This is a genomic window from Nocardia arseniciresistens (assembly GCF_046764875.1).
In the GTDB taxonomy this organism is placed as follows: domain Bacteria; phylum Actinomycetota; class Actinomycetes; order Mycobacteriales; family Mycobacteriaceae; genus Nocardia; species Nocardia arseniciresistens.
The window spans coordinates 117,986-139,871 of the sequence record NZ_JBKORD010000013.1 but is presented as its reverse complement, the minus strand read 5'-3'; the positions used below and the strand labels follow the sequence as shown (position 1 = coordinate 139,871).

Sequence of the window (21,886 nt, the reverse complement as noted above, 5' to 3'; positions counted from 1 at the left end):
GGTCAGCTCTCTCCGTCTGTCTCGGCCCGCCCGGACAGCGCGTCCGCGACGAGCAGCAGCGCCGAATGGTCGAGCGAGCCGTAGCCCATGGCCCGTGCCGCGGCGATCAACTGGGCGGTCAGCGCACCCATCGGGATGGACACCTCGGCCTGACGGGCGGCCTGCAAGATGATGCCCATGTCCTTGTGGTGCAGGTCGATTCGAAATCCCGGCACGAAGTTGCGCGCCAGCATCGACTCGCGCTTGAGCTCGAGAATCTTGCTGCCCGCGAGACCGCCCGCGAGCACATCGAGGCCCTTCGCCGCGTCCGCGCCGAGGTTCTCCATCAGCAGGATCGCCTCGGCGACAAGGGCATACGTGCCTCCGACCACCAGCTGATTGGCCGCCTTGACGCACTGACCAGCACCGTTGCCGCCGACCAGCGCGACGGTCTTGCCGAGCGCGCCGAAAATGGGCCGCGCGGCCTCGAAGTCGGCTTCCGCGCCACCGACCATGATCGACAGGGCCGCGTTGACCGCCCCGGTCTCCCCTCCACTCACCGGGGCGTCGAGGACCCGCAGGCCCTTCTTCGTGCCCTCTTGCGCGGTCCATCGTGCGGTCTGCGGGGTGATCGTGGAGAAATCGATGTACAGCGTCCCCGGGTTCGCGTGTTCGAGGACGTCACGGAAAACCTGCTCGACGTGCTCGTCCTGGGGCAGCATCGTGATGACGATGTCCTTGTCGCGCACCGCTTCCGCCGCGCTCGCCGCGGCCGCGCCGCCTGCCGCCTTCAACTTGTCCAGGCCCGTTGGGCCGACGTCGTAACCGGTGACATCGTGTCCGGCCTCGACAAGGTGGCCCGCCATCGGGCTGCCCATGATCCCGAGTCCGACAAATCCGATCGTGGTCATTTGATCCAGTTCCAATCCAGCTCGGGGTCTTTGTATTCGAGGCCGATCCAGCCGTCGTAGCCACTCGCGGCGAGGGTGTCGAAGAGCCTGGGAAAGTCGAGCTCGCCGGTGCCAGGCCTGCCGCGGCCGGGATCGTCGGCGATCTGCACGTGGCCGATGTGCGGCGCGTAGGTCTCGATCACCTCGATCAGGTTCTCGTCCATCCTGGCCAGGTGGTAGAGGTCGCAGAGGAACCGCACATTGGGCTCGCCGGTCTGCTCGATGATCCGCACGGCGTGCTCGGCGCTCACGATCGGATAGTCCGGCGACTCGAAGGAATTGAGCGCCTCCAGCAGCACAGTGGCTCCGATGCGGTGCGCCGCCCGCGCGGCGATGCGCAGGTTCTCCAACCCGAGTTCGTCCTGCTTCTCCGGAGACTCACCGGCAATCCGGTTCCCGTAGAGGGCATTCAGCGCACGGCAGCCGGTGCTGTCGGCGATCCCGACGGCCACATCGATGTTGTCCCTGAACTTGGTGACTTCGCTCGGGACCGAGACCAGGCCGCGACCCGCCGGGATCAGATCGATGAAGTTCAGGCCGACCAACTCGACACCGGCATCAGCGATGGCTCGGACGAATTCATCGATCTCTTTGTCGCCGGGCGCGGGGTTTCCTCCGAACGGCCACCAGAATTCGACCGCGTCGAATCCGGCCCGCTTCGCCGCGGCCGGGCGCTCGAGCAGCGGGAGGTCGGTGAAGAGTATCGAACAATTGACATCGAATTTCGGGAGGTTCGATCCCCCTGCGTAGTTATTCATTCAGCTCCTTCGGCGATATTTCTGCCAGCTGCCGATCGCGGTGATGTCGATCAGCTCCGGATACGACGTAGGGGGGCGGCGCAGCACCATGGACAAGACCGAACGGCCGTCCTCCAGTTCGATGGCGCCGAGCTCGAGTTCGGGTGGCTCGGCGGGCAGCAACCGGCTGCGCAGCACGTCGAGCGGCACATCGAAGAGTTCTCCCGCGATCGAGTCGCCGCCGTCCGCGGCGGGATCGAGGCCGGGAAACCGGTCTCCGACCGAGAAGAATCGGTAGCGCGGCGCAGTTTTCACTTCGCCTGCGAACGGCGCACCGCCGAGTAGATGATTCAGCGGCCCGCCACGCATCGCGGAACCGTTCAGAAATATCAACGGCATTATTCGGGTCCTTTGTTCGAAACTTCGTCAAGTATGTGGGCAGCAGTTCGCTTGGAATAGAAGCGATTAGCACCGAGCTGTTCGCGGATTTCGGAGCGCGTTTCGTAGGATGCTCCAGCCCGCGCAATTCATTTGTCGCCACACCTGCCACGGGCACACCACACACCCCGTGCGATGGGTGTACGGCGGCGGCACGGGGTGTGCGGTGGGGAGCCCTCACCGGACCGGGACGAGCTCCCGGTGGATCGGGCCGTCACTGGTGGCAAGCGGTCGGGTCGAGCCGCCACGGCGAACCGCGACGATCTCGGCGGCGACGGCCACCGCGGTCTCCTCGGCCGTGCGCCCGCCGAGATCTAGGCCGATCGGCGAATGTAGTTGGGCGAGTTCGTCTTCCGACACCCCCACCGCACGCAGCCTGGCATTGCGATCCTCATGGGTGCGACGGGAACCCATCGCCCCCACATACGCGACCGGAAGCCGCAGCGCCACTTCGAGCAGGGGGATGTCGAACTTGGCGTCATGGGTGAGCACACACAGGACGGTGCGCGAATCCACTTGGGTACGAGCGAGATAGCGGTCCGGCCAGTCCACTACGATCTCATCGGCGTCGGGAAAGCGCGCACGGGTGGCGAACACCGGCCTGGCATCGCAGACCGTGACCCGATAGCCGAGGAAGCGTCCGATGCGAGTGACGGCAGCGGCGAAATCTATTGCGCCGAAGACGATCATGCGCGGAGCCGGCACGTGGGACTCGACGAAGAGAACGCGCTCACCGGCACCACAGCCGACGACCCGCTGGCCCGTCGATCCGGTGTCGAGCATCGCACGCGCCTGCGCGACGATCGCCTCGTCGAACGCCGCACCGAGGGTCCACCAGGTGCCGAGCGCCATTGCCGCACCGGTACTCAGGTCCCGTACGAGCGCGACAGCCTCGGTCGATCGCAGGACCGCCTGAATGGTCCCGTGCTCATCTGGTGTGATCGGCTGGATGAACACCTCGATCTCACCGCCACAGGTCAGGCCGACGGCAAAGGCGTCTTCGTCGCTGTATCCGAAGGTTTCGCGCAGCACTACTCCGGTGCGCAGTACCTCGCGACAGAGCTCGTACACCGCGCCTTCGACACAGCCACCGGAAATGCTCCCGATGACAACACCTTCGGCGTCGACGGCAAGGGTGGCCCCGGCCGGCCGGGGCGCGCTGCCGGTGACACCGATGACGGTGGCGATGGCGTAGGACTTACCCGCCGTATGCCACTGCAGGAGTTCTGTCGCGAGGTCGCGCATCGTCTTATCCGCCCAACAGGAGTTCGATGGCCGAGATGCCGAAGTAGCCCGCGAAAACCAGCGCGACAATCCAAACCAGCCAATGGATTTCATTGAACTTGCCGCGCGCGGACTTGATCACCACGTAGGCGATGAGGCCGGCGCCGACACCGTTGGTGATCGAGTACGTGAACGGCATCAGCACGATCGTCAAGAAGGCAGGCACCGCCACCTCCAGATCGGCCCAGTCGATCTTGCGGGCCTGGGTCATCATCAGCGCGCCGACCAACACCAGCGCCGGAGCGGCGGCTTGGATCGGCACCACTGCGGCCAGCGGGGTGAAAAACACTGCAAGACAGAACAGTCCACCGGTCACAATGCTGGTCAATCCGGTACGAGCGCCCTCACCGACACCCGTCGCGGATTCGACATAGACCGTGTTCCCCGCGCCGCCGCTGGCCCCGCCGACGATCTGCGCGAGCCCGTCGACGGTGAGGACCTTGCCGATGCCGGGCATGGTGCCCTTCTCGTCGAGCAGACCCGCCTCGTCACAGACCCCGAAAACCGTGCCCATGGCATCGAAGAAGCCGGTCAGCACCAGGGTGAACAGCACGACTCCCGCGACGAGCCCGCCCGCCTCGGCGAATCCGCCGAACAGGTCGAGATCGAACATCAGACCGAAATCGGGCGCGGAGAAGAAGCCTTTCGGCGACTCCGGCACGACCGGGCCCCAGGTGGCAGGGTCGATCTTCGCCAGCGAGTTGACCGTGATGGCGAGCACCGTCGCGATGACGATGCTGATCAGGATCGCGCCGGGCACCTTGCGGATGAACAACGCCAGCATTACCAGCAATCCGACCGCGAAAATCACCACCGGCCAACCCGAGAGGTGACCGTTGGCTCCCAGCGTGACCGGCGGGCCGGTCTGCGAGCCGTGTCCGACAACCCCGGCGGAGACCAGGCCGATCATCGCGATGAACATGCCGATCCCGACGCCGATGGCGTTCTTGAGACTGAGCGGGATGGCATTGATGATCATCGTCCGCAGACCGGTCGCGGCGAGCACCACGATGATGATGCCCATCAGCACGACCAAGCCCATGGTCTGTGGCCAGCTCATGTGCGGCGCGGCCTGGAAGGCGACCACCGGAACCACACCGAGTCCGGCGGCGAGCGCCAGCGGCACATTGCCGACAACGCCCATCAAGATGGTGCTCAGTCCAGCGGAAAACGCGGTGGCCGTGGTGAGTTGAGCGATGCTCAACTTATCGCCGTTGACATCCGCGACACCGCCCAGAATGAGCGGGACCAGCAGGATGACGTAGGCCATCGCGACGAAAGTGGTGATGCCACCACGGATTTCCCGGGAAACCGTGGTCTTGCGTTCGCTCAGCCGGAAGAACCGGTCTAGCGCGGACCTTCCGGCAACCGGATCTGGTGCGCTTGGCTTGGTCTGAATTTGGGTCATGGCGTGCCCTCCTCGGGGCGTAGCCGACCTACGGTCCGTATTGCCGGACCGCTCGGTTCGGGTACTGCTGTTGTGGGGTCTGTCCTCGAAGGCAGGCTGCCCCTGTTGATCAACTGCTCCGGATGATGTCTTCCGGTCGCACCGGCACACGGTTGATGTGCACGTTTCCGCCCTGCGATCGGCACGCGTCACGAATGGCCGATGCGATCGCCGGGGTCGAAGAGAGCGTGGGCGGCTCTCCCGCGCCGCGCAGCCCGTACGGGGCATGCGGATCGGCGTTTTCGAGAATCTCCAGCTTCTGCGGAGGCATATCGAGGATGGTGGGAATCAAATAGTCCGTGAAGGACGGGTTCAGCACTTTTCCGTTCTCGAGCTGAATTTCCTCCATAACTGCCAGGCCGAGGCCCTGAGCGGAGCCGCCATGGATCTGGCCCTCCAGCGACAGGCGGTTCATGATCTTGCCTACGTCCTGGACCGCGTCCAGAGCGACGACCTTGACGAGGCCGAGTTCGGTATCGACATCGACGACCGCGCGGTGCACACACAGCGCGAGCTGGGTATGGCTGTTGCCCTGGCCGGTGACCGGGTCCATCCCGGTGGTCGGGAGGTGGTGGTACTCGCGGGTCTCTTCGATGACCCCCTCATTCAGGACATCGACAATCGCCGCGAGCACCTCCCCCGTCTCCGAAACGACCTTGCCGCCGATGAGCTGTATGGCAGTGCCGTAGCCCTGTGCGACGGCGAGCTCGAGCAGTCGCGCTCGCACCGCCTCACACGCTGTCTTGACCGCACCTCCGGTCATGTAGGTCTGCCGGGAGGCCGAGGAGGAGCCGGCGTCACCGACACCGAGGTCAGCAGGGTGGATGACCACCCGTTCGATGCCGAGTTCGGTGCGGGCGATCTGCGCTTCCACGGTAACCAGGCCCTGGCCGACCTCCGCCGCGGCGGTGTGCACGAGAGCGACCGGTTCGCCACCGATGACCTCCAAACGCACACGGGCCGTGGAGAAGTCGTCGAAGTCCTCGGAGAAGCAGATGTTCTTGATGCCGACGCCGTAGCCGATGCCGCGCACCACGCCCTCGCCGTGGGTGGTCTGCGAAGCCCCGCCAGGCAGGTTCCTGATGTCGGAGGCGTCCAATGCCTCGGGCAGCGGGATCGCGCGCACCTGATCGAGCATCTCCGCCAGCGGTGCCGGCGCGTGCACCACCTGTCCGGTCGCCAACTTCGAACCCTGCGAGACGGCATTGATCTGGCGCACATGCACCGGATCGAGTTCCAATGCCTCCGCGACCTTGTCCATCATCGATTCGTGCGCGAAACACGCTTGGACAGCGCCGAATCCGCGCATGGCACCGCACGGCGGGTTGTTGGTGTAGACACCGTATGCGTCGATCTCGATATGCGGAATCTCGTACGGTCCCACCGCGAGCGAGGACGCGTTACCGGTGACATTCAGCGTCGCCGAGGTGTACGCGCCGCCGTCGAGGACAATGACAACCTTTGCGTAGGTGAGCTTTCCGGCGGCATTGGCACCGTATTCATAGAGCATCTTCGCCGGATGCCGGTGTACGTGCCCGAAGAACGACTCCTCGCGGTTGTACACCATCTTGATGGGCTTGCCGGTGCGCATGGCCAGCATGCCCGCGTGGATCTGCATGGACAGGTCCTCGCGGCCGCCGAAGGCTCCGCCGACACCGGCCATGGTCATGCGGATCTGGTCGTCTGCCAGGCCGAGGCACGGGCCGATCTGGGAGAGATCGTTGTGCATCCACTGGGTGGCGACGTAGAACTCGAGGCCGCCGTCCTCGGCCGGAATGACCATGCCGGATTCGGGCCCGAGGAATGCCTGGTCCTGGATGCCGACCTCGTACTCCTCGGTCACCACCACAGTGGCCATGGCGCGTCCCACCGTAATATCGCCGACGCGCACCGGCTGGTGCCGGGCGATACCGCCGCGCTCCTGCACCTTCAGCCGCTTCGGAGCCGAGACCACCGCCATCGGGTCCGTGATGGGTTCCAATACCTCCCAATCGATTTCGATGGCACTGAGGGCGCGGCGGGCGATCTCGGGATGGTCGGCGGCGACCAGGGCGATGGGTTCACCCTGGTGGCGTACCTCGCCGATGGCGAGGACCGGCTGATCCCAGGTGTGGTCGAGGCCGTACTTCTTGCGACCGGGCACATCCTGCTCGGTGAGTACCGCGTGTACACCGGCGATGGCCAGCGCGGGAGCGATATTGATGCTCCGGATATTGGCGCGCGGGTGCGGGCTGCGCAGGGTCGCGCCCCACAGCATGCCGTCCATCCACAGATCGGAGGAGTAGGCGAATTCGCCCTTCACCTTGAGTGTGCCGTCCGGACGCAGCGGGCTTTCGCCGATGCCGCCCTTGCCCGGCGCGGCGATCTCGCCAGGGAATCGGGTAGTAGGTGCCGCAGTCATCGAGACTTTCCTCCCATCAACCGTTTCCGCGCCGCCGCGCCTGCCCTGCCGACCGCGTCGTGTGAGACGGTGCGCAGCTCGTCGTTCTCCACGACGGTTCTGCCGCCGACGAGCAGTCGCACCAGTGGCGGCGTCGGGCCGAAGACGAGGGCGCAAACGGGATCCTCGACCGCGGCGCGGAAGCCGTCGACCCGCCACATGGCGATGTCGGCGAGCTTGCCGGGCTCCAGGCTGCCGATTTCGTTGTGGCGGCCGAGATTGCGTGCACCGCCGAGGGTTCCGATCTCCAGCGCTTGCCGCGCGGTGAAGGCCGTCGGGCCGTGCACCGCCCGCTGGAACAGCATGGCTTGGCGCATCTCTCCGGCAAGAGAGGTCAGCTCGCTCGACGCCGCACCGTCGACACCTAGGCCGACGGGCGCGCCCGCGGCAAGCAGATCGGTGACGCGCGCGATTCCCGCGCCGAGCCTGGCATTCGAGCTGGGGCAATGCGCAGAGCCGCTACCGGTTTCAGCGAACCGGCGGATGTCGGCGTCGTGCAGGTGTACGGCATGAGCGAACCAGACATCCTCACCGAGCCAGCCGAGCTTTTCCATGTATTCGACAGGGGTGCAGCCCATCTGCTCGACGCAGTGCTCTTGTTCGTCGAGGGTCTCGGCGAGATGGGTGTGCAGCCGAACGCCTTTGGCCCGCGCCAGGGTGGCGGCATCGAGCATCAGACCCTCGCTGACCGAGAACGGCGAGCAGGGCGCGACGGCGACCCGCAGCATCGAATCGAAGGAAGGATCGTGGTAGGTGTCGATGACTTCGGTGGTGTGGGCAAGGATTTCGTCGCGGTCCTCGACCACCTCGTCCGGTGGCAGGCCACCGTCGGCCTGCCCGCGGTCCATCGAACCGCGGCACGGGTGGAAGCGCAGGCCGATCTCACGCGCGGCGCGCACCTCGGCCTCGAACAGATCGCCGCGCCCCTTGGGGAAGATGTAGTGATGATCGCTGCTGGTGGTGCAGCCGGTCAGCGCCAGCCAGCCCAGGCCCGCCGAGGCAGCGCCGTAGACGACCTCCGCGTCCATACGCGCCCAGGTGCGGTAGAGCCCGGTCAGCCATTCGAACAGCGTCGAATCCTGGAACAGGCCCTGGCTCGCCCACTGATAGAGGTGGTGATGGGTGTTGACCAGGCCGGGGGTGATCAGGCAGCCGGTGCCGTCGATGCGCTGGGCACCGGGTGTCACGGGCGCGGGCCCCGCGCCGAGCGACTCGATCCTGCCGTCGTCGACGACCAGGTATCCCGAGCGGATTTCCGGTCCGACTACCGGTGCGATGTAGGCGTTCTCGATAACGACCCTGGTCATTTCGCCGCCTTACGTCGTGCCGCGAGTCGTACCGCGTCGAGGATCTTCTCGTAACCGGTGCAGCGGCACAGGTTTCCGGCCAGCGCCTCGCGGATCTCCACATCGGACGGGTCCGGGTTGTGCTCGACCAGGTCGTGCGCCTGGACGATGAGACCCGGTGTGCAGAAACCACACTGGACCGCGCCCACTTCGACGAACGCCTGCTGCATCGGGTCGAGCTTGTCGCCCGTGGCGAGGCCCTCGACCGTCCGGACCGAACAGCCCTCCGTTTGGCCTGCCGCCACCAGGCAGGAGCAGACCGGAGTTCCATTCAAATAGACTGTGCACGAACCGCATTCGCCTTGCTCACAAGCATTTTTCGAGCCGGGAAGACCCATCCGCTCGCGCAGCATGTAGAGGAGGCTCTCACCCTCCCATACGTCGTCGACGGTTTCCGTCGAGCCGTTCACATCGAAGGTCACGCGCATCAGGCCGCCCTCCTCTCTGCTAGATGGTCGTTCCATGCCCAGGTCAGGGTGCGGCGCGCCAGCACCGACAGCGCATGTTTGCGGTAGTCCGCGGTGCCGCGGACGTCATCGATCGGTTTCGCGGCAGCGGCGGCAAGGGCGCCGAACTCGCGCAGCACCCGCTCGGTGAGCGGGGCCGGGCTGTCCCAGTTCAGCTGGGTGGCGAGGAAGTCCTCGGCCGGTCTCGCACGTAGCGGGGTCGGGCCTGCCGAACCGATACCGGTCCGCGCCGAGCGGGTCTCGGGATACAGCGCGACGGAGAACGAGCACACCGCGATCACCATGGCGTTCCTGGTACCGACCTTGGCGAAGTACTGCGGCCCCCGCGCCGGCGCCAGCCACACGGCGCGGATCAGCTCGTCGGGCTCGAGCGCGTTCTTCTTCACCCACACGTAGAAGTCGTCGATCGGGATCATGCGGCTGCCGCGCGCGGCAGACTCCACCTCGACCACCGCGTCACCGGCGAGCAGCGCGGGATGAGCGTCACCGGCGGGGGAAGCGCCGCCGAGGTTGCCGCCGACCGTGCCCCGATTGCGGATCTGCGGCGAGCCGACCGTGCGGGAAGCCTGGGCGAGGCCGGGCAGCCGGTCACCGAGCCTGTTGATGATCCGCACGTAGGGAACGCCCGCCCCGATCCGGATCTTGCCGTCGCGCTCCTCGTATTCGAAAAGGTCGCGGCACTGGTTGAGGTCGAGCAATGCGGCGGGGCGGCCCTTGTCGAAGTTGAGCTCGACCATGATGTCGGTGCCGCCCTGGATCGGGGTGGCCTCCGGACGGTCGGCCTTCAGCTCGAGGGCTTGTGCCCAGGTGGTTGGTCGTAGAAATTCCATTGTCACTCCCGCTTCAGTCCCAGGCAGGCCCGGCGTCGGGGGCGTCCTCGCACAGGACCGAACCTTCGATGAGGCCGTAGGGCCGGTCGGCTGCCCAGAACACCTCGTTGTCGTTCTCCAGCCCGAACGGGGACAGATCCACCACGAAATGGTGCTTATTGGGCAGCGAAAGCCGGACCTCACAGATCTCCGGGCAGGTGTCGAGCACCCGGTTGCCCATGGCGTAGAGAGTCTGTTGCAACGACAGGCTGTAGGTCTGCGCGAATGCCTCCAGCAGGCAGCGACGGGCATCGAGGTAGGACTTGTCCCAGTCATCGGGGATGGTGTTGTGCCGCCACTCCGCGTTGACCTCGGTCGCGAGAACACGGTCGTAGGCTTCGTTCAAGGTCGTGTACTTGTCCTTGATATAGCCGTGGAACTCCGAGCCGGTGCTGTTGAGAACCACCAGGTTCTTCAGTCCCGTGACCACCCAGGCGTTGTCGCCGTTGTTGTGGACGCGCGCGGTCCTGATCTCCTGGTTGGAACGCACAAAGGAGTGCTGCTGGTTGCCTGCACCGACCACGATGCGTTCCCAGGCGTATTCCTCGAGGGAGACCCTGGCATGGTCGATGGTCGGCTGCGAGTCGACGAAATGCTCGGCGAGCAGCAGGCCGAACGCCTCCGGCGAGGAGATGCCGTGTTCCTTCGCGAAGGCGAAGACGGTGTTCTTCTGGGTGTCGGTCGGCAGCACCGCGGCGTTGCCGCCGGTGATATGGGTGTCGTCCATGTCGCCGGACAACGCCACGCTGACGTTGAGATCTCGGATCTCATGGACACCGCCGGTTTTCGTCACCCTGACGACGCGGTTCTCCGACTTGCCATATCTATTGGGGCCTAGCTTGATCGACATTGTTCAGCTACCTCGATAGGTGGAGTAGGAATACGGACTGAGCAGCAGCGGCACGTGGTGGTGCTCGGCTGGGTCCGCGATGGTGAAGTCGATGGAGACCGACGGGTAGAACGGGCTGATGTCGCTGGTCTCGAAGGTCAGACGGTGCACACCGGCCGTAGCGGCAGGCAGGTCTTTGATGCGGCCGTCGTCGTCGGTGCGATGTTCGGCAAGCACGGTCCCGTCGGCCACCGCGAGCCGGACAAGTAATCCGGCGGCAGGGCGGCCGGTGGCCGCGTTGAGCACGTGGGTGGAAAGGCTCATCGGTCCTCCAGCAGCTTGCGGACCCGCAGCCTGGTGATCTCGGCGAGCTCCGCCTGGATCACCACGCGTTCGTCCTCGACACCGTTATCCAGCCGTTTACGTAGTTCGGAGAGCATTTCCTGGGCGCTGCGGCCGGTCGCGCGGATCAGGAAGACATGCCCGAACCGTTCTTCGTAGGCAAAATTTCCTTCGGCGATTTCTCGCAGCACCGCGGGGTCGGCGGTCGCGGCGGCGGATTGCTCGTTGCGCGACCAATTCGCCTCGCGCCGCGCCTGTTCCGCGCCCGTGGCCGAAAGGCCCACTGCCGCTGCCACTTCGGCTCTCGCACCGATCCGCGGGTGCGCGGAGAGCGCCTCCTCGACATCCGACCAACTCAATTCGCATACTCCGGTCACCGCGGCCGCGATCAGGCTCTCGCTGTTCTGATAGGGACTGCGCGCCAACACCTTCCGCGCCCACCTTCGGGACGCGCAACAGGTCAGCAGCTCCGCCTCCGCTTGGTCGAGAGGCAGTGAGTTGAGCCATCCGATCTCACCTGACATCCGGTCTCCAATCGGGGGTTCAACGTGTCCGGTTAGTACACCCGCTGGGGATCTGTGCAGCTAGAAACGATAAATCCGAACTGTGCGCCAGTTCACAGCGGATTCTTTGTAGGTATGTCCAAGCCCCTCGACTGTTAGCGTCCACACCGTGCGCCTACGTTCCCTACTCACCATGACCGACCTGGGGCTGGAGCTCGTCACCGGCGAGGATCAGCTCGATCGATTCGTGCGCTGGGCGGTAACCACGGACATGCTCGACCCCAGCCGCTACCTCTCCGGCGGCGAGCTCGTGCTGACCGGCCTGCAATGGCGCGATGGTCCCGCCGACAGCGAGGTATTCGTCGGCGCACTGGCTCGAGCGGGCGTGGCAGGGCTCGCCGCGGGCGATGCGAAGTATGGCGGCGCACCCCCGGACGTGGTCGAGGCATGTACCAAGTACGGCATACCGCTGTTCCGCGTTCCGGAGAAAATCGCGTTCGCGACAGTCACCGAGCAAATCACCAGAAACCTCTCGACCGGCCGCGCCGCAGACCTGACCGCGATCCTCGACCGGCACCGCCAACTCGTCGCGGGCACCGGCCTCGGCTCGGTGCTCGAGCTCATCGAGCGCGACCTCGGCATGCGCTGCTGGGTCATGTCCTCGACGGGGCGGGTGGTGGCAGGTCCACCCCCACCGCCTACCGAGGTGACGGCCGCCTTCCTCAATGCCCGGCGACTACCGCACGTGCTGACCGACGACGGCACCCGCTACTCCCTCTTCGCCGTCGACGAGCACAGCACATCCCGGGCGGCGGACTGGTTCCTGGTCTTCGAGGGCGACGTCGGCGACTGGCCCGAAGAGCGCCGCGCTCTCACCGGAGAACTGGCCGCCGTCGTCTCCCTCGAACGCGCCCGCCAGGACGACCGTCAGAGCGCGGAGGGCCGCCTCGCGCAGGAACTCATCGAACTGATCGTCTCCGACGCCAAACCCGCCGAGATCATCTCCCGCCTCGAACTGACCGGCCTCGGTCCCGCCGAGTCCTACATCGCGGTGGTGGCGGCCGCACAGGCGGATACGTTGCGCCCCGGCGAATTACGCGTCCTGCTGCGCGAAATCCTGTACGGCAGAGGACCTGCCGCCGGTGTCGTCGAAGGCGAGGCGATCGCACTGATCCCCGCGGGCACCAACGGGTCGGTAATCGACGAAATCCACCGTGCGGTAGCCGCTTTGGAGCCCGGGCTGCGCGGCAGCCAATTGTCGGTCGGTGTCAGCGGAGTCGTCGACGGCGAAGGCCTGCGCGGTGCCGTCGAGGAGGCGCGCTACGCCCGCAGGCTCGCCGCCGACCGGCACCAGCCGACCAGTGTGGTCGGCCACGACGAACTGGCGACCCACATGCTGCTGCTCGCCAGCGTTCCCGACGAGGTCCGTCGCATGTTCCGCCTGCGCCTGCTCGACCCTCTCACCAACTACGACCAGGACAACCGTTCCGACCTGGTCCACACCTTGGAGACCTTCCTCGAGGCCTCCGGCTCATGGACCAAGTCCGCCGACCTGCTGCACGTGCACGTCAACACCTTGCGCTACCGCATCCAACGCATCGAAGAGCTCACCGGCCGAGACCTCTCCCGGCTGGAAGACCGCGTCGATTTCTTCCTCGCCCTCGCCCTGCGCTGAGGGCACCGGCATCTGATTACCCCACGAATATCACGCACGTTCGGCAGTCGGGGACAGTGCGCGCCGCGCCAGGGCCAGCCACCGGCGCTGTTCGGTCTCCGGCACGGCATCGGCGGGCGAGGTTGCCAGAAGCAGGATTACGTCATCGACGGTGACGTCCTGGTAGAGCGCACCGTCTCGGTGCGCCGCGGTGACCAGCTGCTCGACCGCGTTACGGCCACGACGCCGCAGCTCGCGCAATGAATCGTCGGCCAACCCGGTGACCGCGAACCTCAGCACGCGTTCCTGCCGCATGTCGATCACCACGCTGCGCAGCAGGGCGATGATTTCGTCCGTGGCCGAGCTCGCACCGCTCGCGACCCTGGACAGCGCCGAATCGAGAGATTCGCCGACCACCGCCGCCAATTCGGCGACGATCGCTTCGACAAGGTCCTTCTTGGTCGGGAAATGCCGGTAGAGCGTGCCGACCGCGACACCCGCCGCAGCGGCGATCTCGTCCATGCCGACAGCAGGACCGCGGCCGACCACGAGCTCACGTGCGGCGTCGAGGATCGCCTCCCGGTTGCGCTGAGCGTCCGCGCGCAGTCGGGGTTTTCCGGTCATCTCTGATCCTCTCGGCCACCTTGCACAGAACATGAACTACTGGTTCACTTTAATTGTGAACCAGTAGTTCATCTTAGGAGCAGCGCGTGAGCAAATGGACCGAAGCAGACATTCCCGAACAGAACGGCCGCGTCGCCGTCGTCACCGGAGCCAATACCGGCATCGGCTTCGAAACGGCGAGGGCACTGGCCGAGCACGGCGCGACCGTCGTCCTCGCATGCCGAAGTCGAGAGAAGGCCGAGGCCGCGGCCGACCGCATCATCCAGAACACACCGAGCGCCGCGATCGAAACCGCACAGCTCGACCTGAACTCCCTCGAGTCCATCAGCGGCGCCGCCGAGGCGATTCGCGGCCGCCACGACCGCATCGACCTACTCATCAACAACGCGGGCGTCACCGGCCTGTCCGGCGTCACCGAGGACGGCTTCGAAGTCCAGTTCGGGATCAACCATCTGGGCCACTTCGCCCTCACCGGCCTGCTCCTCGACCGCATTGCCGCCGCACCCGCCGCGCGCATCGTCACGGTCAGCAGCATCGGCCACCGCTTCGGGCGCATCGACCCCGACAACCCCGCCGCCCCCACCGGAAACGCCTACGCCAAATCGAAACTCGCGAATCTCCTGTTTACCTACGAACTGGACGACCGCCTGGCGCATACCGCCGCCATCGCCATCGCCGCCCACCCCGGCGGCGCGAGCACCGAGGTATTCCGCTACTCCCCTGCCGCATTCCGACTCCCCAACCTCGCCATCGCCCACCTGTTCGGCCGCACCCCCGCCATGGGAGCTCTACCTACCCTCAGAGCCGCCACCGACCCCCACGCGACGGGCAGCCAGTACTACGGCCCCGCAGGCCTATTCGAAATCCAGGGCTACCCCGCCCCGGTGAAATCCAGCACCCACTCCCATGACCGCAAGCGGCAAGCCGCCCTGTGGGAGGTATCCGAGAAACTCACCGACATTCACTACCTCGGGTGACCGAAGTCCGGCTCGGGCGGAGGGCACCGGCACAGTGCGCCTGCTAATACCGTTTCTCGGTGGGCTGGAATGTCTGTGTCAATCGGCCATACGCTTCGCGCACATCGCTCGGTATTTCCTGCTCTAATATGTGCCCCTCGAGCGGATACTCATCCAGTCGCTTGATCTCACCCAGGATGGCCGACACCACATCTTCCGGAACACGGGCCTCTTCAGGGACCATCCGATAGCCGTAGCGGATGTAGGTATCCACAGGGATGTCCTTCGCGACCATGGCGATATGCCGCACATCGGGACAATGCTTCCTGATCGTGCTCTCCACGCGCCGCACGTGCTGCGGCGTGCAGACGGCGATGATCGATTCGACATCATGACCGCGCTGTTTCAGCAGCTCGGTGGAATTCACTGCATTTTGTTCGGTGTTCGTGGCGAGCGGCTCCTCGATGATCCGGTTGGAGTCCAGGCCCAGTTTCTCCACGGCCACCCTGAATTTCGCGGCCTCGCCATACGAACCCGAGCACACCAGCGGGATGTCGCTCGACTCGAGGTCGCGCATCAGGTTGACGACAACAGCAGAACCGCCGGTGTCCTCGCTGCCGAATAAGACGACCCCGCCATAGCTGTGATCGCGATCGAGTTCCCACTTCGGATCACGTCGGAGGAAATCCCAGATCGTCGTCATGTCGGACATCATCCGATCCGTATCAACCCCTTGGCCTTTCAATTCCCGCATCCAGCAGGAGTACGGATCACCGACCTCGCCCACATGTTCGTGAAACACCTGGCCATGGCGGTCGACCGCCATCGCGATCCGCCGGTCGGTATCAGAGTGGACAGCACCCCTTTCTCGCAGACCGCCCGAGATGGCCCGCATCTGCGTGCTTGCGCCCCTTCCTAATTCTGCAATTGCGCGGCTCACGAACTGGGCGGCGGCGCGACCGGCAGCAGCAGGTCCGCCGACGCCTGGCCCGATCACAGCACTCACCCCGCTATTCGGTCGCATCGCCCACGCAATTCGGCCGGTCAGATCGGGCGAAAACCGCATCCGGATCGTAATCGGCAATGGTCGTCAAGATCGATTCAAAGCCGTCCCAGCACTGCGAAACCTGTTCCCCCGACCTGAATAGCCTTGTCCTGCCTATTCATCCCCCTAGACAGGATCGGACATTCCCGACAGGTCGCGCGATCCCGCCACGGGAACGGCGATGGCCGCACATACTGTCCGGTATAGATCTGGCAATCATCTGGAAAACTCGCTCGAGCTCGCCCCTTCCTGCCCACATCGACACGGAACGAGCACATCCATGATCCTGACCGCCGCCTATGACATCGTCTTCGCCCAAATCGACGACCCCTCCCCCGAAGCCCCTCCTGGCTCGGAGAAGGTACTGAAGATGGTGAGCTACCTCACCTGGTTCGTGCTGCTGTCGGGGGTCACCGGCATCACCTATGCGGGCGGCAGGTTCGCGTGGGAGAAGTGGAGCGGCGGCACCCTCGATTCACCGAAAATGCTCGCCGGAGCCATGATTGGCGGCATCGTAGCTACCAGTGCGGGCACCATCATGAACGCCATCGTAGGCACCTGAGGCCGCCGAACTCACTTACCGAAAACATCGAATACTTCCTCGGCGCGGTCACGCGTGCTGTACATCTCCCACGCCGTGTCGGCGAGCCGATCAGGGTCGAGGGTATGCCCGTCCGATGCGCCGAATCGCTCGGGATCGGCGGTCACCATGGCGTGGATATCGCCGCGTTCTATCAGACCACCGATGGTGAGCGTTCCCGCGTAGACGCCTCGGTCGGCGAGTGCGGCGTGCAGAGTCAGTGCGTAGTTCCGCACCGCGGCCGAGGCCAGGGCGAGTTGGCCGAGCATCGGCATCGGGCGCACGCTGGACAAGCCGCCGGCGAAGAACAGTCCGCCGTCGCCGCGGTCGAGCATTCCCGGCAGCACGTCACTCACCACATCGATCGCGGGCCATACCCACTCGAATGCGGATCGCGCTGCCGCGGAGTCTATTTCGGTGATGGAAACCGGCTGCACCGTCGCGCCGGTCCCGTAGTAGACCAGCTCGATGCCACCGTCGTTCCCGATCTCGGCGATTACCGATCGAAGCCGCTCACGGTCGGTGACGTCGGCGACGTGCGCGGTGGCATCGATCCCGTGTGACGCCAGATCTCGCAGGTAGACGCCGTGGCGGGCATCGCTTCGGGAGATCAGGGCAACGCGGAAACCTTCGCGGCCGAAACGGTGCGCCATGGACATTCCGAGACCGGGCCCTACGCCGATGATCGCCGCTGTTCGTGTGATGGACATGGGATTCCTTTCAGAGATTGAGGGGTGCCTCAGCTTTCAAAATTAGCATGAAACCGAGGCCCCCCTCGACTTTGTAGAATGCGTACATGACCAAACCCCTGCGCCGCGATGCCGTACGCAACCGCGAGAAGCTGTTGCGCGAGGCCGCCGGCGTCTTCACCGAACAGGGGCTCGATGGATCCCTGGAGGAGATCGCGCGGCGTGCGGGCGTCAGCATCGGGACGCTCTACAACCATTTCCCCCACCGCGACGCACTGATCGATGCGCTACTCCCGTCGCGGCTGGCCGCGTTGGACGAATTCGCCACTCGCGCCGCGAACGAGCCGGACGCGTGGACCGCGTTCACCGGGTTCGCCGAAGCCATGCTCGACCAGCTCACCACCGACCGCGGGCTGCTGGAGGCCTTCACCGGCGACCATCCCGCCGCCGAACAACTCACGCAGGCATGCCATCGCGGAATGTCACAGCTGTCGACCCTGCTCGACCGGGCTCGCCGAACCGGAGCCATGCGCGCGGACGCGCGGGACGAAGACGTGGTCAATCTGCTCTGGGCGCTGTCGCTGCTCGGGGAGTCCGCCGGTCCGGCCTGGCGTCGTTGCCTGGATTTCGTCCTCGACGGCCTACGACCGACCGACCCGCACAATCACTGCTAGACCATCGACCACATGTAAGACTGGGGCCGTGAGCGAGCTGAACGAAGGTAAATCGACGCCGGATCGCGGCGATGTGATCGGCACCGGAGTCCTGTGGCTCGCCAAGTGGGCGGTGTGCATCGTCGCGATCGCGGCGGGCGCGTGGGTGATCGGATACATCCTCGCGAAGCTGTGGGTGGCGGTGCTGCCTGTCCTGCTCGCGATCGTTGTCACCACCGTGCTGTGGCCGCCGACGCGGTGGCTCACCAAGCACGGTCTGCATCCGGCCGCAGCGGCTTCGGTGTCCCTGATCGGTTTCCTCGGCGTGCTCGCGGGCGTCATCGCGCTGATCGTGCCCTCGGTGGTCGACCAGGCTCCCGAACTCGCCGAAAAGACGACCGCGGGCGTCAATCAGGTGCGCGACTGGCTCCAGGGTCCGCCGCTGAATATCCGCCAGGAACAACTCGATTCAGGGGTCGACGCGATCGTGCAGCGGCTGCAATCGAGCACCGACCGGATCGCGTCCGGCGTTTTCAGCGGAGTGAGCACGGCGACCTCGGCGATAGTCGCGCTGGTGCTTGTGCTCACGCTGACATTCTTCTTCATCAAGGACGGTCCACGTTTCCTGCCGTGGCTGCACAACACGCTCGGCAACCGCACCGGCCGCCACCTCGAGGAAGTGCTGAACCGAATCTGGGGCACCCTCGGCGGATTCATCCGCACCCAAGCACTTGTCAGCCTGATCGACGCGGTATTCATCGGAGCCGGGCTGGTGATCCTCGGGGTGCCGCTCGCCCTCGTGCTGGCTGTGATCACCTTCATCGGCGGCTTCATACCGATCGTCGGCGCGTTCGTCGCCGGCGCGCTCGCGGTCCTTGTCGCATTGGTAGCCAATGGTTTAACCACCGCGCTGATCGTGCTCGGCATCATCATCGCCGTGCAGCAGCTCGAGGGCAATGTCCTGCAACCGGTTCTACAGAGCCGGAGCATGAAGCTGCACGCGGTCATCGTGCTGCTCGCCATCACCGCGGGCGGATCGCTCTACGGCATCATCGGAGCGTTCCTCGCCGTCCCGTTCGCGGCGGTCGTCGCGGTGACGGTCCGCTACGTCGGCGAGCAGATCGATGCGGCGACAACCCCGCCCCCTGCTTCCGAAGACGAACTCCAACCCACCGCTGAATAGGGCTGGTCGGGGTCCGGATAGTTGATGTGGCTGCCGCCGTTGAATTCGTTCGGCACGGGCACACCGCCGGTGTCCGCGTAGACATCTCGATACATGCCGCGCGCCCGCGCCAGATGCCGCTCGTCGGTGGGCAGCCGCCGGGCCGCATGAAACGCTGCTTTGGTCACCGGCAGCAACACTGGTCCTGGCACAACACCATCGAGAGCCGATTCGACGAATTCGTCGAATCGCGCTCGCGCATCGGGACTGTCGGCGTCGAACAGGATCAATATTTCGGCGAACCCATCGATGACGGTCCGAATACTCAGTGGCGCATACAGTCTCCACCCTGTAGAGATGGTCGACGACGAGCCCGAACCGCCGCGCCAACGGACCATAACCGCCGCCACTGATGTGCACGTCGACGCCGGAGCAAATACCCGCGGCATCGTCACGCCCCAACCACGGTGCAGCGCTTGGTAAACGGCGCTTATGTCGGCTCCGGCACCGACGAAGAACGCGCGATAGTTCTCATCCCGTCGCACCTCGTTCGTCCGGGTCACGTCGATGATCGACTGCGTCTGCGCGCTATCGACGAAGTCCTCGAAGCAGTGCCCGCCCGAACGGACTGCGATCGGCAAACCTTCGGCCATCGAACGCGCGACCGCGATCCGCGCGTCCCCCGCTGTCGCGGGAAGAAGATCTACTCCGGACGCGCCGAGAACCGACCGTTGTATCCGCGCGAGATCAACGGCAGATACTCGAGGTAGCCCGCCTCGACCACATTCGGTTCCACGGCGGCCGCATCCGATACCCCGAGCCCGGTCACCGCACCACCAACCCTGGCAAGGGTGATGAATCGTCGGCGCGACAGCATCGATCTCCCCCTCCGATAACGACTTCCGGTTCGACCAGCAGCCCCGGACGATCGCCGCCGGAACGCGATCATCTTCGCCGGACTGCTCCGGTCGACCGAGCTATCGAGACGACACGCGGGCGACCACGCGCCGACGGCAGGAGTGGCCTTACCTAGAGTGGGGGCAACAGCGAAGCAACTCCCCCAGTGGGCGCGCCGACCGATGTCCGTCCCAGGCCACGCATGGCCGGAGCTACGCCAAGTAGGCGCAGCCCGACGAAGTCCGTCCTCGCACCGGGGCGAAGGCGGAGGTACGCCTGATAGACGCAGCCGGACGAAGACCGTCCTCGCACCGCGCATGGCCGGAGCGAAGGCGGAGGTACGCCTGATAGACGCAGCCGGACGAAGACCGTCCTCGCACCGCGCATGGCCGGAGCGAAGGCGGAGGTACGCCTGGAATGGCAGCAGAGACGACCGATTTCGATATCGGTGGATTGGTAAACGATGGTGATGGACAGTAGTCCGTTGAGCAGCGGCCGATGAGCGAACCGACACGCGTACGTCCGACTCGTTCGCGACGACCTCGGGTGATCAACCTGCCGCGACTATTGGCGGCGGCCGTCGAGGCCGATCCCGATGGCACCGCGGTGTCGTGCCGCCGCTCCGAGCTCAGCTATCGCGAGCTGGACGGCGCGTCCTCGCGGTTGGCTCGACTACTGATCGAACGTGGCATCGGCCCAGGGGATCTCGTCGCGCTGGCGATCGGCTCATCGATCGAGGCGGTGTCGGCGATGTGGGCCGTCGCCAAAACCGGCGCGGGATTCATCGTGGTCGACACGAACACCGCCGCCGAACATGTCACGCAACTACTTGCCGACTGGAAGCCGGCGATCGGCCTGACAGCGGGCGCGGGCAACCTGCGCGGCTCAGCACAGTGGCTGATGCTCAACGACCCCGCATTCCAGCGCGAACTCGCCCGATCTTCCTCCGAAGCCGTCGCTCGCGAGGAGCGGCTACACCCGATACGCGCCGAAGACGTCGCCTACGTGACCTTCCGCGTCGACTCCCCGAGCGTGGTCGACGCTGTCGCGGTGACGCAGGCGGCGGTGGCCGGGATCTGCGCACGACAGGGTGCGCACCACCTTTCAACCTCCGACTCGATGACGGTCTTCCTGTCCACCGCATCCGCCCACGGCGTGCCGCCCACCGTGCCGACTACGCCACTCCCCCGGACAGAACCCATCCCGATGCGCCCGATGGCCATCGCGGTATCCAGCCGCCGCGAGTTGGACATTCGGACCCACAGACTGGCTCGAAGGCTGGCCATGTCCCCCGACCGATGAGCGGTCTTCGGACCGGCACAGCGATCGAGGCGGGGCGGCGGTATCGGCGCGGCGGCCGGTAACACCGGCTATCCGAGTGTGTGCTCTTCGACAGGTGCGCTCAGGTTGGTGCCGTTGATGTCCAGGTACAGCAGGCGCTCGGTGATCGACAGCGTGACGGTGTTGCGACGCTCGATCGCGGCGACGGCGGAGTCGACGAAGGCACGATCGAAGCTGTAGAGCGGAATCGCTTCGGAGCGGTGAATCCGCTTGCCCGCGAGTTGTGCCAGCACTTTGGCCGGGTCGCGATGGGTGTAGATGGCGGCGCGGCCTGCCAGCTTGCTGCCTCGGTGCAGGCGCTCCGCATCCGGCGCGCCGACTTCGATCCAAGCGGTGAGGCGTCCGGTGAGATCGCGCACCAGCACCGCGGGCTCGTCGGTGGTCGAAATGCCTTCGCTGAAGGCGATGCCTTCCTGGTGCTCGAGGCAGTAGGCCAGCAGACGGGTCATCATGAACTCGGCGGTTTCGGACGGGTGACGCGCTATCCGCAACTCCAGGTCCTCGTAGACATTGCGATCGACGTCAGCCAGTTGGACGGCGAAGTTGTGCATCGTTGCGCTGAGGGCCATAAGAGCAGGAGCCTAAACGAACCTCACCCGCGCGCCCCACAGCGAGCCCACCGGACCAGGCCGTTCGGCCCGGTGCTCGACAGGT

At 65.5% G+C, this 21,886-nt stretch carries 24 protein-coding genes; 6 read left to right on the top strand and 18 right to left on the bottom strand.

The features are described from left to right. Nucleotides 1-2: 2 nt before the first annotated feature. The 12 genes from ACLMAJ_RS24095 to uraD form a co-directional block, all read right to left on the bottom strand. Nucleotides 3-890, bottom strand: a complete 888-nt coding sequence (locus ACLMAJ_RS24095) for an NAD(P)-dependent oxidoreductase (protein WP_412016082.1) — start codon at nt 888-890, stop codon at nt 3-5. Further along, nucleotides 887-1,687 carry a hydroxypyruvate isomerase family protein gene (locus ACLMAJ_RS24090; RefSeq protein ID WP_412016081.1) on the bottom strand — a complete coding sequence of 267 codons (801 nt, stop codon included), beginning with the start codon at nt 1,685-1,687 and terminating at the stop codon, nt 887-889. The genes ACLMAJ_RS24095 and ACLMAJ_RS24090 overlap by 4 nt, the downstream gene beginning before the upstream one ends. Further along, on the bottom strand, nt 1,688-2,065 hold the full coding sequence (locus ACLMAJ_RS24085) for an allophanate hydrolase-related protein (protein WP_412016080.1): 378 nt from the start codon (nt 2,063-2,065) through the stop codon (nt 1,688-1,690). A gap of 216 nt (nt 2,066-2,281) precedes the next feature. Further along, nucleotides 2,282-3,349: an XdhC family protein gene (locus ACLMAJ_RS24080; protein ID WP_412016079.1), complete on the bottom strand. Its 1,068-nt coding sequence runs from the start codon at nt 3,347-3,349 to the stop codon at nt 2,282-2,284. Between the two features lie 4 nt (nt 3,350-3,353). Continuing rightward, entirely contained in the window at nt 3,354-4,796 is a 1,443-nt protein-coding gene (locus ACLMAJ_RS24075; RefSeq protein ID WP_412016078.1) for an NCS2 family permease, read from the bottom strand. A 109-nt stretch (nt 4,797-4,905) separates the two neighbouring features. Further along, entirely contained in the window at nt 4,906-7,236 is a 2,331-nt protein-coding gene (locus ACLMAJ_RS24070; protein ID WP_412016077.1) for a xanthine dehydrogenase family protein molybdopterin-binding subunit, read from the bottom strand. Continuing rightward, on the bottom strand, nt 7,233-8,582 hold the full coding sequence (locus ACLMAJ_RS24065) for an 8-oxoguanine deaminase (RefSeq protein WP_412016076.1): 1,350 nt from the start codon (nt 8,580-8,582) through the stop codon (nt 7,233-7,235). Before ACLMAJ_RS24065 ends, ACLMAJ_RS24070 begins: the two co-directional genes overlap by 4 nt. Next, nucleotides 8,579-9,049, bottom strand: a complete 471-nt coding sequence (locus ACLMAJ_RS24060) for a (2Fe-2S)-binding protein (RefSeq protein ID WP_412016074.1) — start codon at nt 9,047-9,049, stop codon at nt 8,579-8,581. Before ACLMAJ_RS24060 ends, ACLMAJ_RS24065 begins: the two co-directional genes overlap by 4 nt. Further along, entirely contained in the window at nt 9,049-9,918 is an 870-nt protein-coding gene (locus tag ACLMAJ_RS24055; protein WP_412016073.1) for an FAD binding domain-containing protein, read from the bottom strand. The genes ACLMAJ_RS24060 and ACLMAJ_RS24055 overlap by 1 nt, the downstream gene beginning before the upstream one ends. Before the next feature lie 13 nt (nt 9,919-9,931). Next, on the bottom strand, nt 9,932-10,807 hold the full coding sequence (gene pucL, locus ACLMAJ_RS24050; RefSeq protein WP_412016072.1) for a factor-independent urate hydroxylase: 876 nt from the start codon (nt 10,805-10,807) through the stop codon (nt 9,932-9,934). Nucleotides 10,808-10,810: 3 nt separating this feature from the next. After that, the gene (gene uraH / locus ACLMAJ_RS24045) at nt 10,811-11,110 is read right to left on the bottom strand and encodes a hydroxyisourate hydrolase (protein ID WP_412016071.1); all 300 of its coding nucleotides are present in this window, start codon (nt 11,108-11,110) and stop codon (nt 10,811-10,813) included. Further along, nucleotides 11,107-11,652 carry a 2-oxo-4-hydroxy-4-carboxy-5-ureidoimidazoline decarboxylase gene (gene uraD / locus ACLMAJ_RS24040; RefSeq protein WP_412016070.1) on the bottom strand — a complete coding sequence of 182 codons (546 nt, stop codon included), beginning with the start codon at nt 11,650-11,652 and terminating at the stop codon, nt 11,107-11,109. Before uraD ends, uraH begins: the two co-directional genes overlap by 4 nt. A 148-nt stretch (nt 11,653-11,800) precedes the next feature. On the opposite strand from uraD, the gene ACLMAJ_RS24035 reads away from it, so the two are divergent. Continuing rightward, the gene (locus ACLMAJ_RS24035; protein WP_412016069.1) at nt 11,801-13,306 is read left to right on the top strand and encodes a PucR family transcriptional regulator; all 1,506 of its coding nucleotides are present in this window, start codon (nt 11,801-11,803) and stop codon (nt 13,304-13,306) included. A gap of 30 nt (nt 13,307-13,336) precedes the next feature. Here ACLMAJ_RS24035 and ACLMAJ_RS24030 read toward each other — a convergent pair whose 3' ends face one another. After that, a complete protein-coding gene (locus ACLMAJ_RS24030; protein ID WP_412016068.1) occupies nt 13,337-13,909 on the bottom strand; it encodes a TetR/AcrR family transcriptional regulator in 573 nt (190 codons plus the stop codon). Nucleotides 13,910-13,995: 86 nt separating this feature from the next. On the opposite strand from ACLMAJ_RS24030, the gene ACLMAJ_RS24025 reads away from it, so the two are divergent. Further along, nucleotides 13,996-14,886: an oxidoreductase gene (locus ACLMAJ_RS24025; protein WP_412016067.1), complete on the top strand. Its 891-nt coding sequence runs from the start codon at nt 13,996-13,998 to the stop codon at nt 14,884-14,886. Between the two features lie 43 nt (nt 14,887-14,929). On the opposite strand, the gene ACLMAJ_RS24020 is transcribed toward ACLMAJ_RS24025, so the two are convergent. Beyond that, the gene (locus tag ACLMAJ_RS24020) at nt 14,930-15,871 is read right to left on the bottom strand and encodes a YdcF family protein (protein ID WP_412016066.1); all 942 of its coding nucleotides are present in this window, start codon (nt 15,869-15,871) and stop codon (nt 14,930-14,932) included. A 319-nt stretch (nt 15,872-16,190) separates the two neighbouring features. Here ACLMAJ_RS24020 and ACLMAJ_RS24015 point away from each other — a divergent pair, with 319 nt between their 5' ends. Then, nucleotides 16,191-16,472: a hypothetical protein gene (locus ACLMAJ_RS24015; protein WP_412016065.1), complete on the top strand. Its 282-nt coding sequence runs from the start codon at nt 16,191-16,193 to the stop codon at nt 16,470-16,472. A gap of 11 nt (nt 16,473-16,483) precedes the next feature. Here the strand turns inward: ACLMAJ_RS24015 and ACLMAJ_RS24010 are convergent, their stop codons facing one another. Further along, entirely contained in the window at nt 16,484-17,200 is a 717-nt protein-coding gene (locus ACLMAJ_RS24010) for an SDR family NAD(P)-dependent oxidoreductase (RefSeq protein ID WP_412016064.1), read from the bottom strand. Between the two features lie 86 nt (nt 17,201-17,286). Here ACLMAJ_RS24010 and ACLMAJ_RS24005 point away from each other — a divergent pair, with 86 nt between their 5' ends. Then, nucleotides 17,287-17,853 (top strand): TetR/AcrR family transcriptional regulator, encoded by a 567-nt coding sequence (locus ACLMAJ_RS24005; RefSeq protein ID WP_412016063.1) that lies wholly within the window; start codon nt 17,287-17,289, stop codon nt 17,851-17,853. A gap of 28 nt (nt 17,854-17,881) precedes the next feature. Continuing rightward, nucleotides 17,882-19,015, top strand: a complete 1,134-nt coding sequence (locus tag ACLMAJ_RS24000; protein WP_412016062.1) for an AI-2E family transporter — start codon at nt 17,882-17,884, stop codon at nt 19,013-19,015. On the opposite strand, the gene ACLMAJ_RS23995 is transcribed toward ACLMAJ_RS24000, so the two are convergent. Beyond that, nucleotides 18,937-19,635, bottom strand: a complete 699-nt coding sequence (locus ACLMAJ_RS23995; protein ID WP_412016061.1) for a hypothetical protein — start codon at nt 19,633-19,635, stop codon at nt 18,937-18,939. The two genes, ACLMAJ_RS24000 and ACLMAJ_RS23995, sit on opposite strands and share 79 nt — an antisense overlap. A gap of 62 nt (nt 19,636-19,697) precedes the next feature. After that, nucleotides 19,698-19,871, bottom strand: a complete 174-nt coding sequence (locus ACLMAJ_RS23990; RefSeq protein WP_412016060.1) for a hypothetical protein — start codon at nt 19,869-19,871, stop codon at nt 19,698-19,700. Between the two features lie 518 nt (nt 19,872-20,389). On the opposite strand from ACLMAJ_RS23990, the gene ACLMAJ_RS23985 reads away from it, so the two are divergent. Next, nucleotides 20,390-21,193 carry an AMP-binding protein gene (locus ACLMAJ_RS23985; RefSeq protein WP_412016059.1) on the top strand — a complete coding sequence of 268 codons (804 nt, stop codon included), beginning with the start codon at nt 20,390-20,392 and terminating at the stop codon, nt 21,191-21,193. A gap of 68 nt (nt 21,194-21,261) precedes the next feature. On the opposite strand, the gene ACLMAJ_RS23980 is transcribed toward ACLMAJ_RS23985, so the two are convergent. Then, nucleotides 21,262-21,801, bottom strand: a complete 540-nt coding sequence (locus ACLMAJ_RS23980) for a YaeQ family protein (protein ID WP_412016058.1) — start codon at nt 21,799-21,801, stop codon at nt 21,262-21,264. Nucleotides 21,802-21,886 lie beyond the last annotated feature (85 nt).

Coding starts and splice junctions, on each gene's coding strand:
- ACLMAJ_RS24095 (WP_412016082.1), bottom strand. CDS start 890: ATGACCACGATCGGATTTGTCGGACTCGGGATCATGGGCAGCCCGATG.
- ACLMAJ_RS24090 (WP_412016081.1), bottom strand. CDS start 1,687: ATGAATAACTACGCAGGGGGATCGAACCTCCCGAAATTCGATGTCAAT.
- ACLMAJ_RS24085 (WP_412016080.1), bottom strand. CDS start 2,065: ATGCCGTTGATATTTCTGAACGGTTCCGCGATGCGTGGCGGGCCGCTG.
- ACLMAJ_RS24080 (WP_412016079.1), bottom strand. CDS start 3,349: ATGCGCGACCTCGCGACAGAACTCCTGCAGTGGCATACGGCGGGTAAG.
- ACLMAJ_RS24075 (WP_412016078.1), bottom strand. CDS start 4,796: ATGACCCAAATTCAGACCAAGCCAAGCGCACCAGATCCGGTTGCCGGA.
- ACLMAJ_RS24070 (WP_412016077.1), bottom strand. CDS start 7,236: ATGACTGCGGCACCTACTACCCGATTCCCTGGCGAGATCGCCGCGCCG.
- ACLMAJ_RS24065 (WP_412016076.1), bottom strand. CDS start 8,582: ATGACCAGGGTCGTTATCGAGAACGCCTACATCGCACCGGTAGTCGGA.
- ACLMAJ_RS24060 (WP_412016074.1), bottom strand. CDS start 9,049: ATGCGCGTGACCTTCGATGTGAACGGCTCGACGGAAACCGTCGACGAC.
- ACLMAJ_RS24055 (WP_412016073.1), bottom strand. CDS start 9,918: ATGGAATTTCTACGACCAACCACCTGGGCACAAGCCCTCGAGCTGAAG.
- pucL (WP_412016072.1), bottom strand. CDS start 10,807: ATGTCGATCAAGCTAGGCCCCAATAGATATGGCAAGTCGGAGAACCGC.
- uraH (WP_412016071.1), bottom strand. CDS start 11,110: ATGAGCCTTTCCACCCACGTGCTCAACGCGGCCACCGGCCGCCCTGCC.
- uraD (WP_412016070.1), bottom strand. CDS start 11,652: ATGTCAGGTGAGATCGGATGGCTCAACTCACTGCCTCTCGACCAAGCG.
- ACLMAJ_RS24030 (WP_412016068.1), bottom strand. CDS start 13,909: ATGACCGGAAAACCCCGACTGCGCGCGGACGCTCAGCGCAACCGGGAG.
- ACLMAJ_RS24015 (WP_412016065.1), top strand. CDS start 16,191: ATGATCCTGACCGCCGCCTATGACATCGTCTTCGCCCAAATCGACGAC.
- ACLMAJ_RS24010 (WP_412016064.1), bottom strand. CDS start 17,200: ATGTCCATCACACGAACAGCGGCGATCATCGGCGTAGGGCCCGGTCTC.
- ACLMAJ_RS24005 (WP_412016063.1), top strand. CDS start 17,287: ATGACCAAACCCCTGCGCCGCGATGCCGTACGCAACCGCGAGAAGCTG.
- ACLMAJ_RS23990 (WP_412016060.1), bottom strand. CDS start 19,871: ATGCTGTCGCGCCGACGATTCATCACCCTTGCCAGGGTTGGTGGTGCG.
- ACLMAJ_RS23985 (WP_412016059.1), top strand. CDS start 20,390: ATGAGCGAACCGACACGCGTACGTCCGACTCGTTCGCGACGACCTCGG.
- ACLMAJ_RS23980 (WP_412016058.1), bottom strand. CDS start 21,801: ATGGCCCTCAGCGCAACGATGCACAACTTCGCCGTCCAACTGGCTGAC.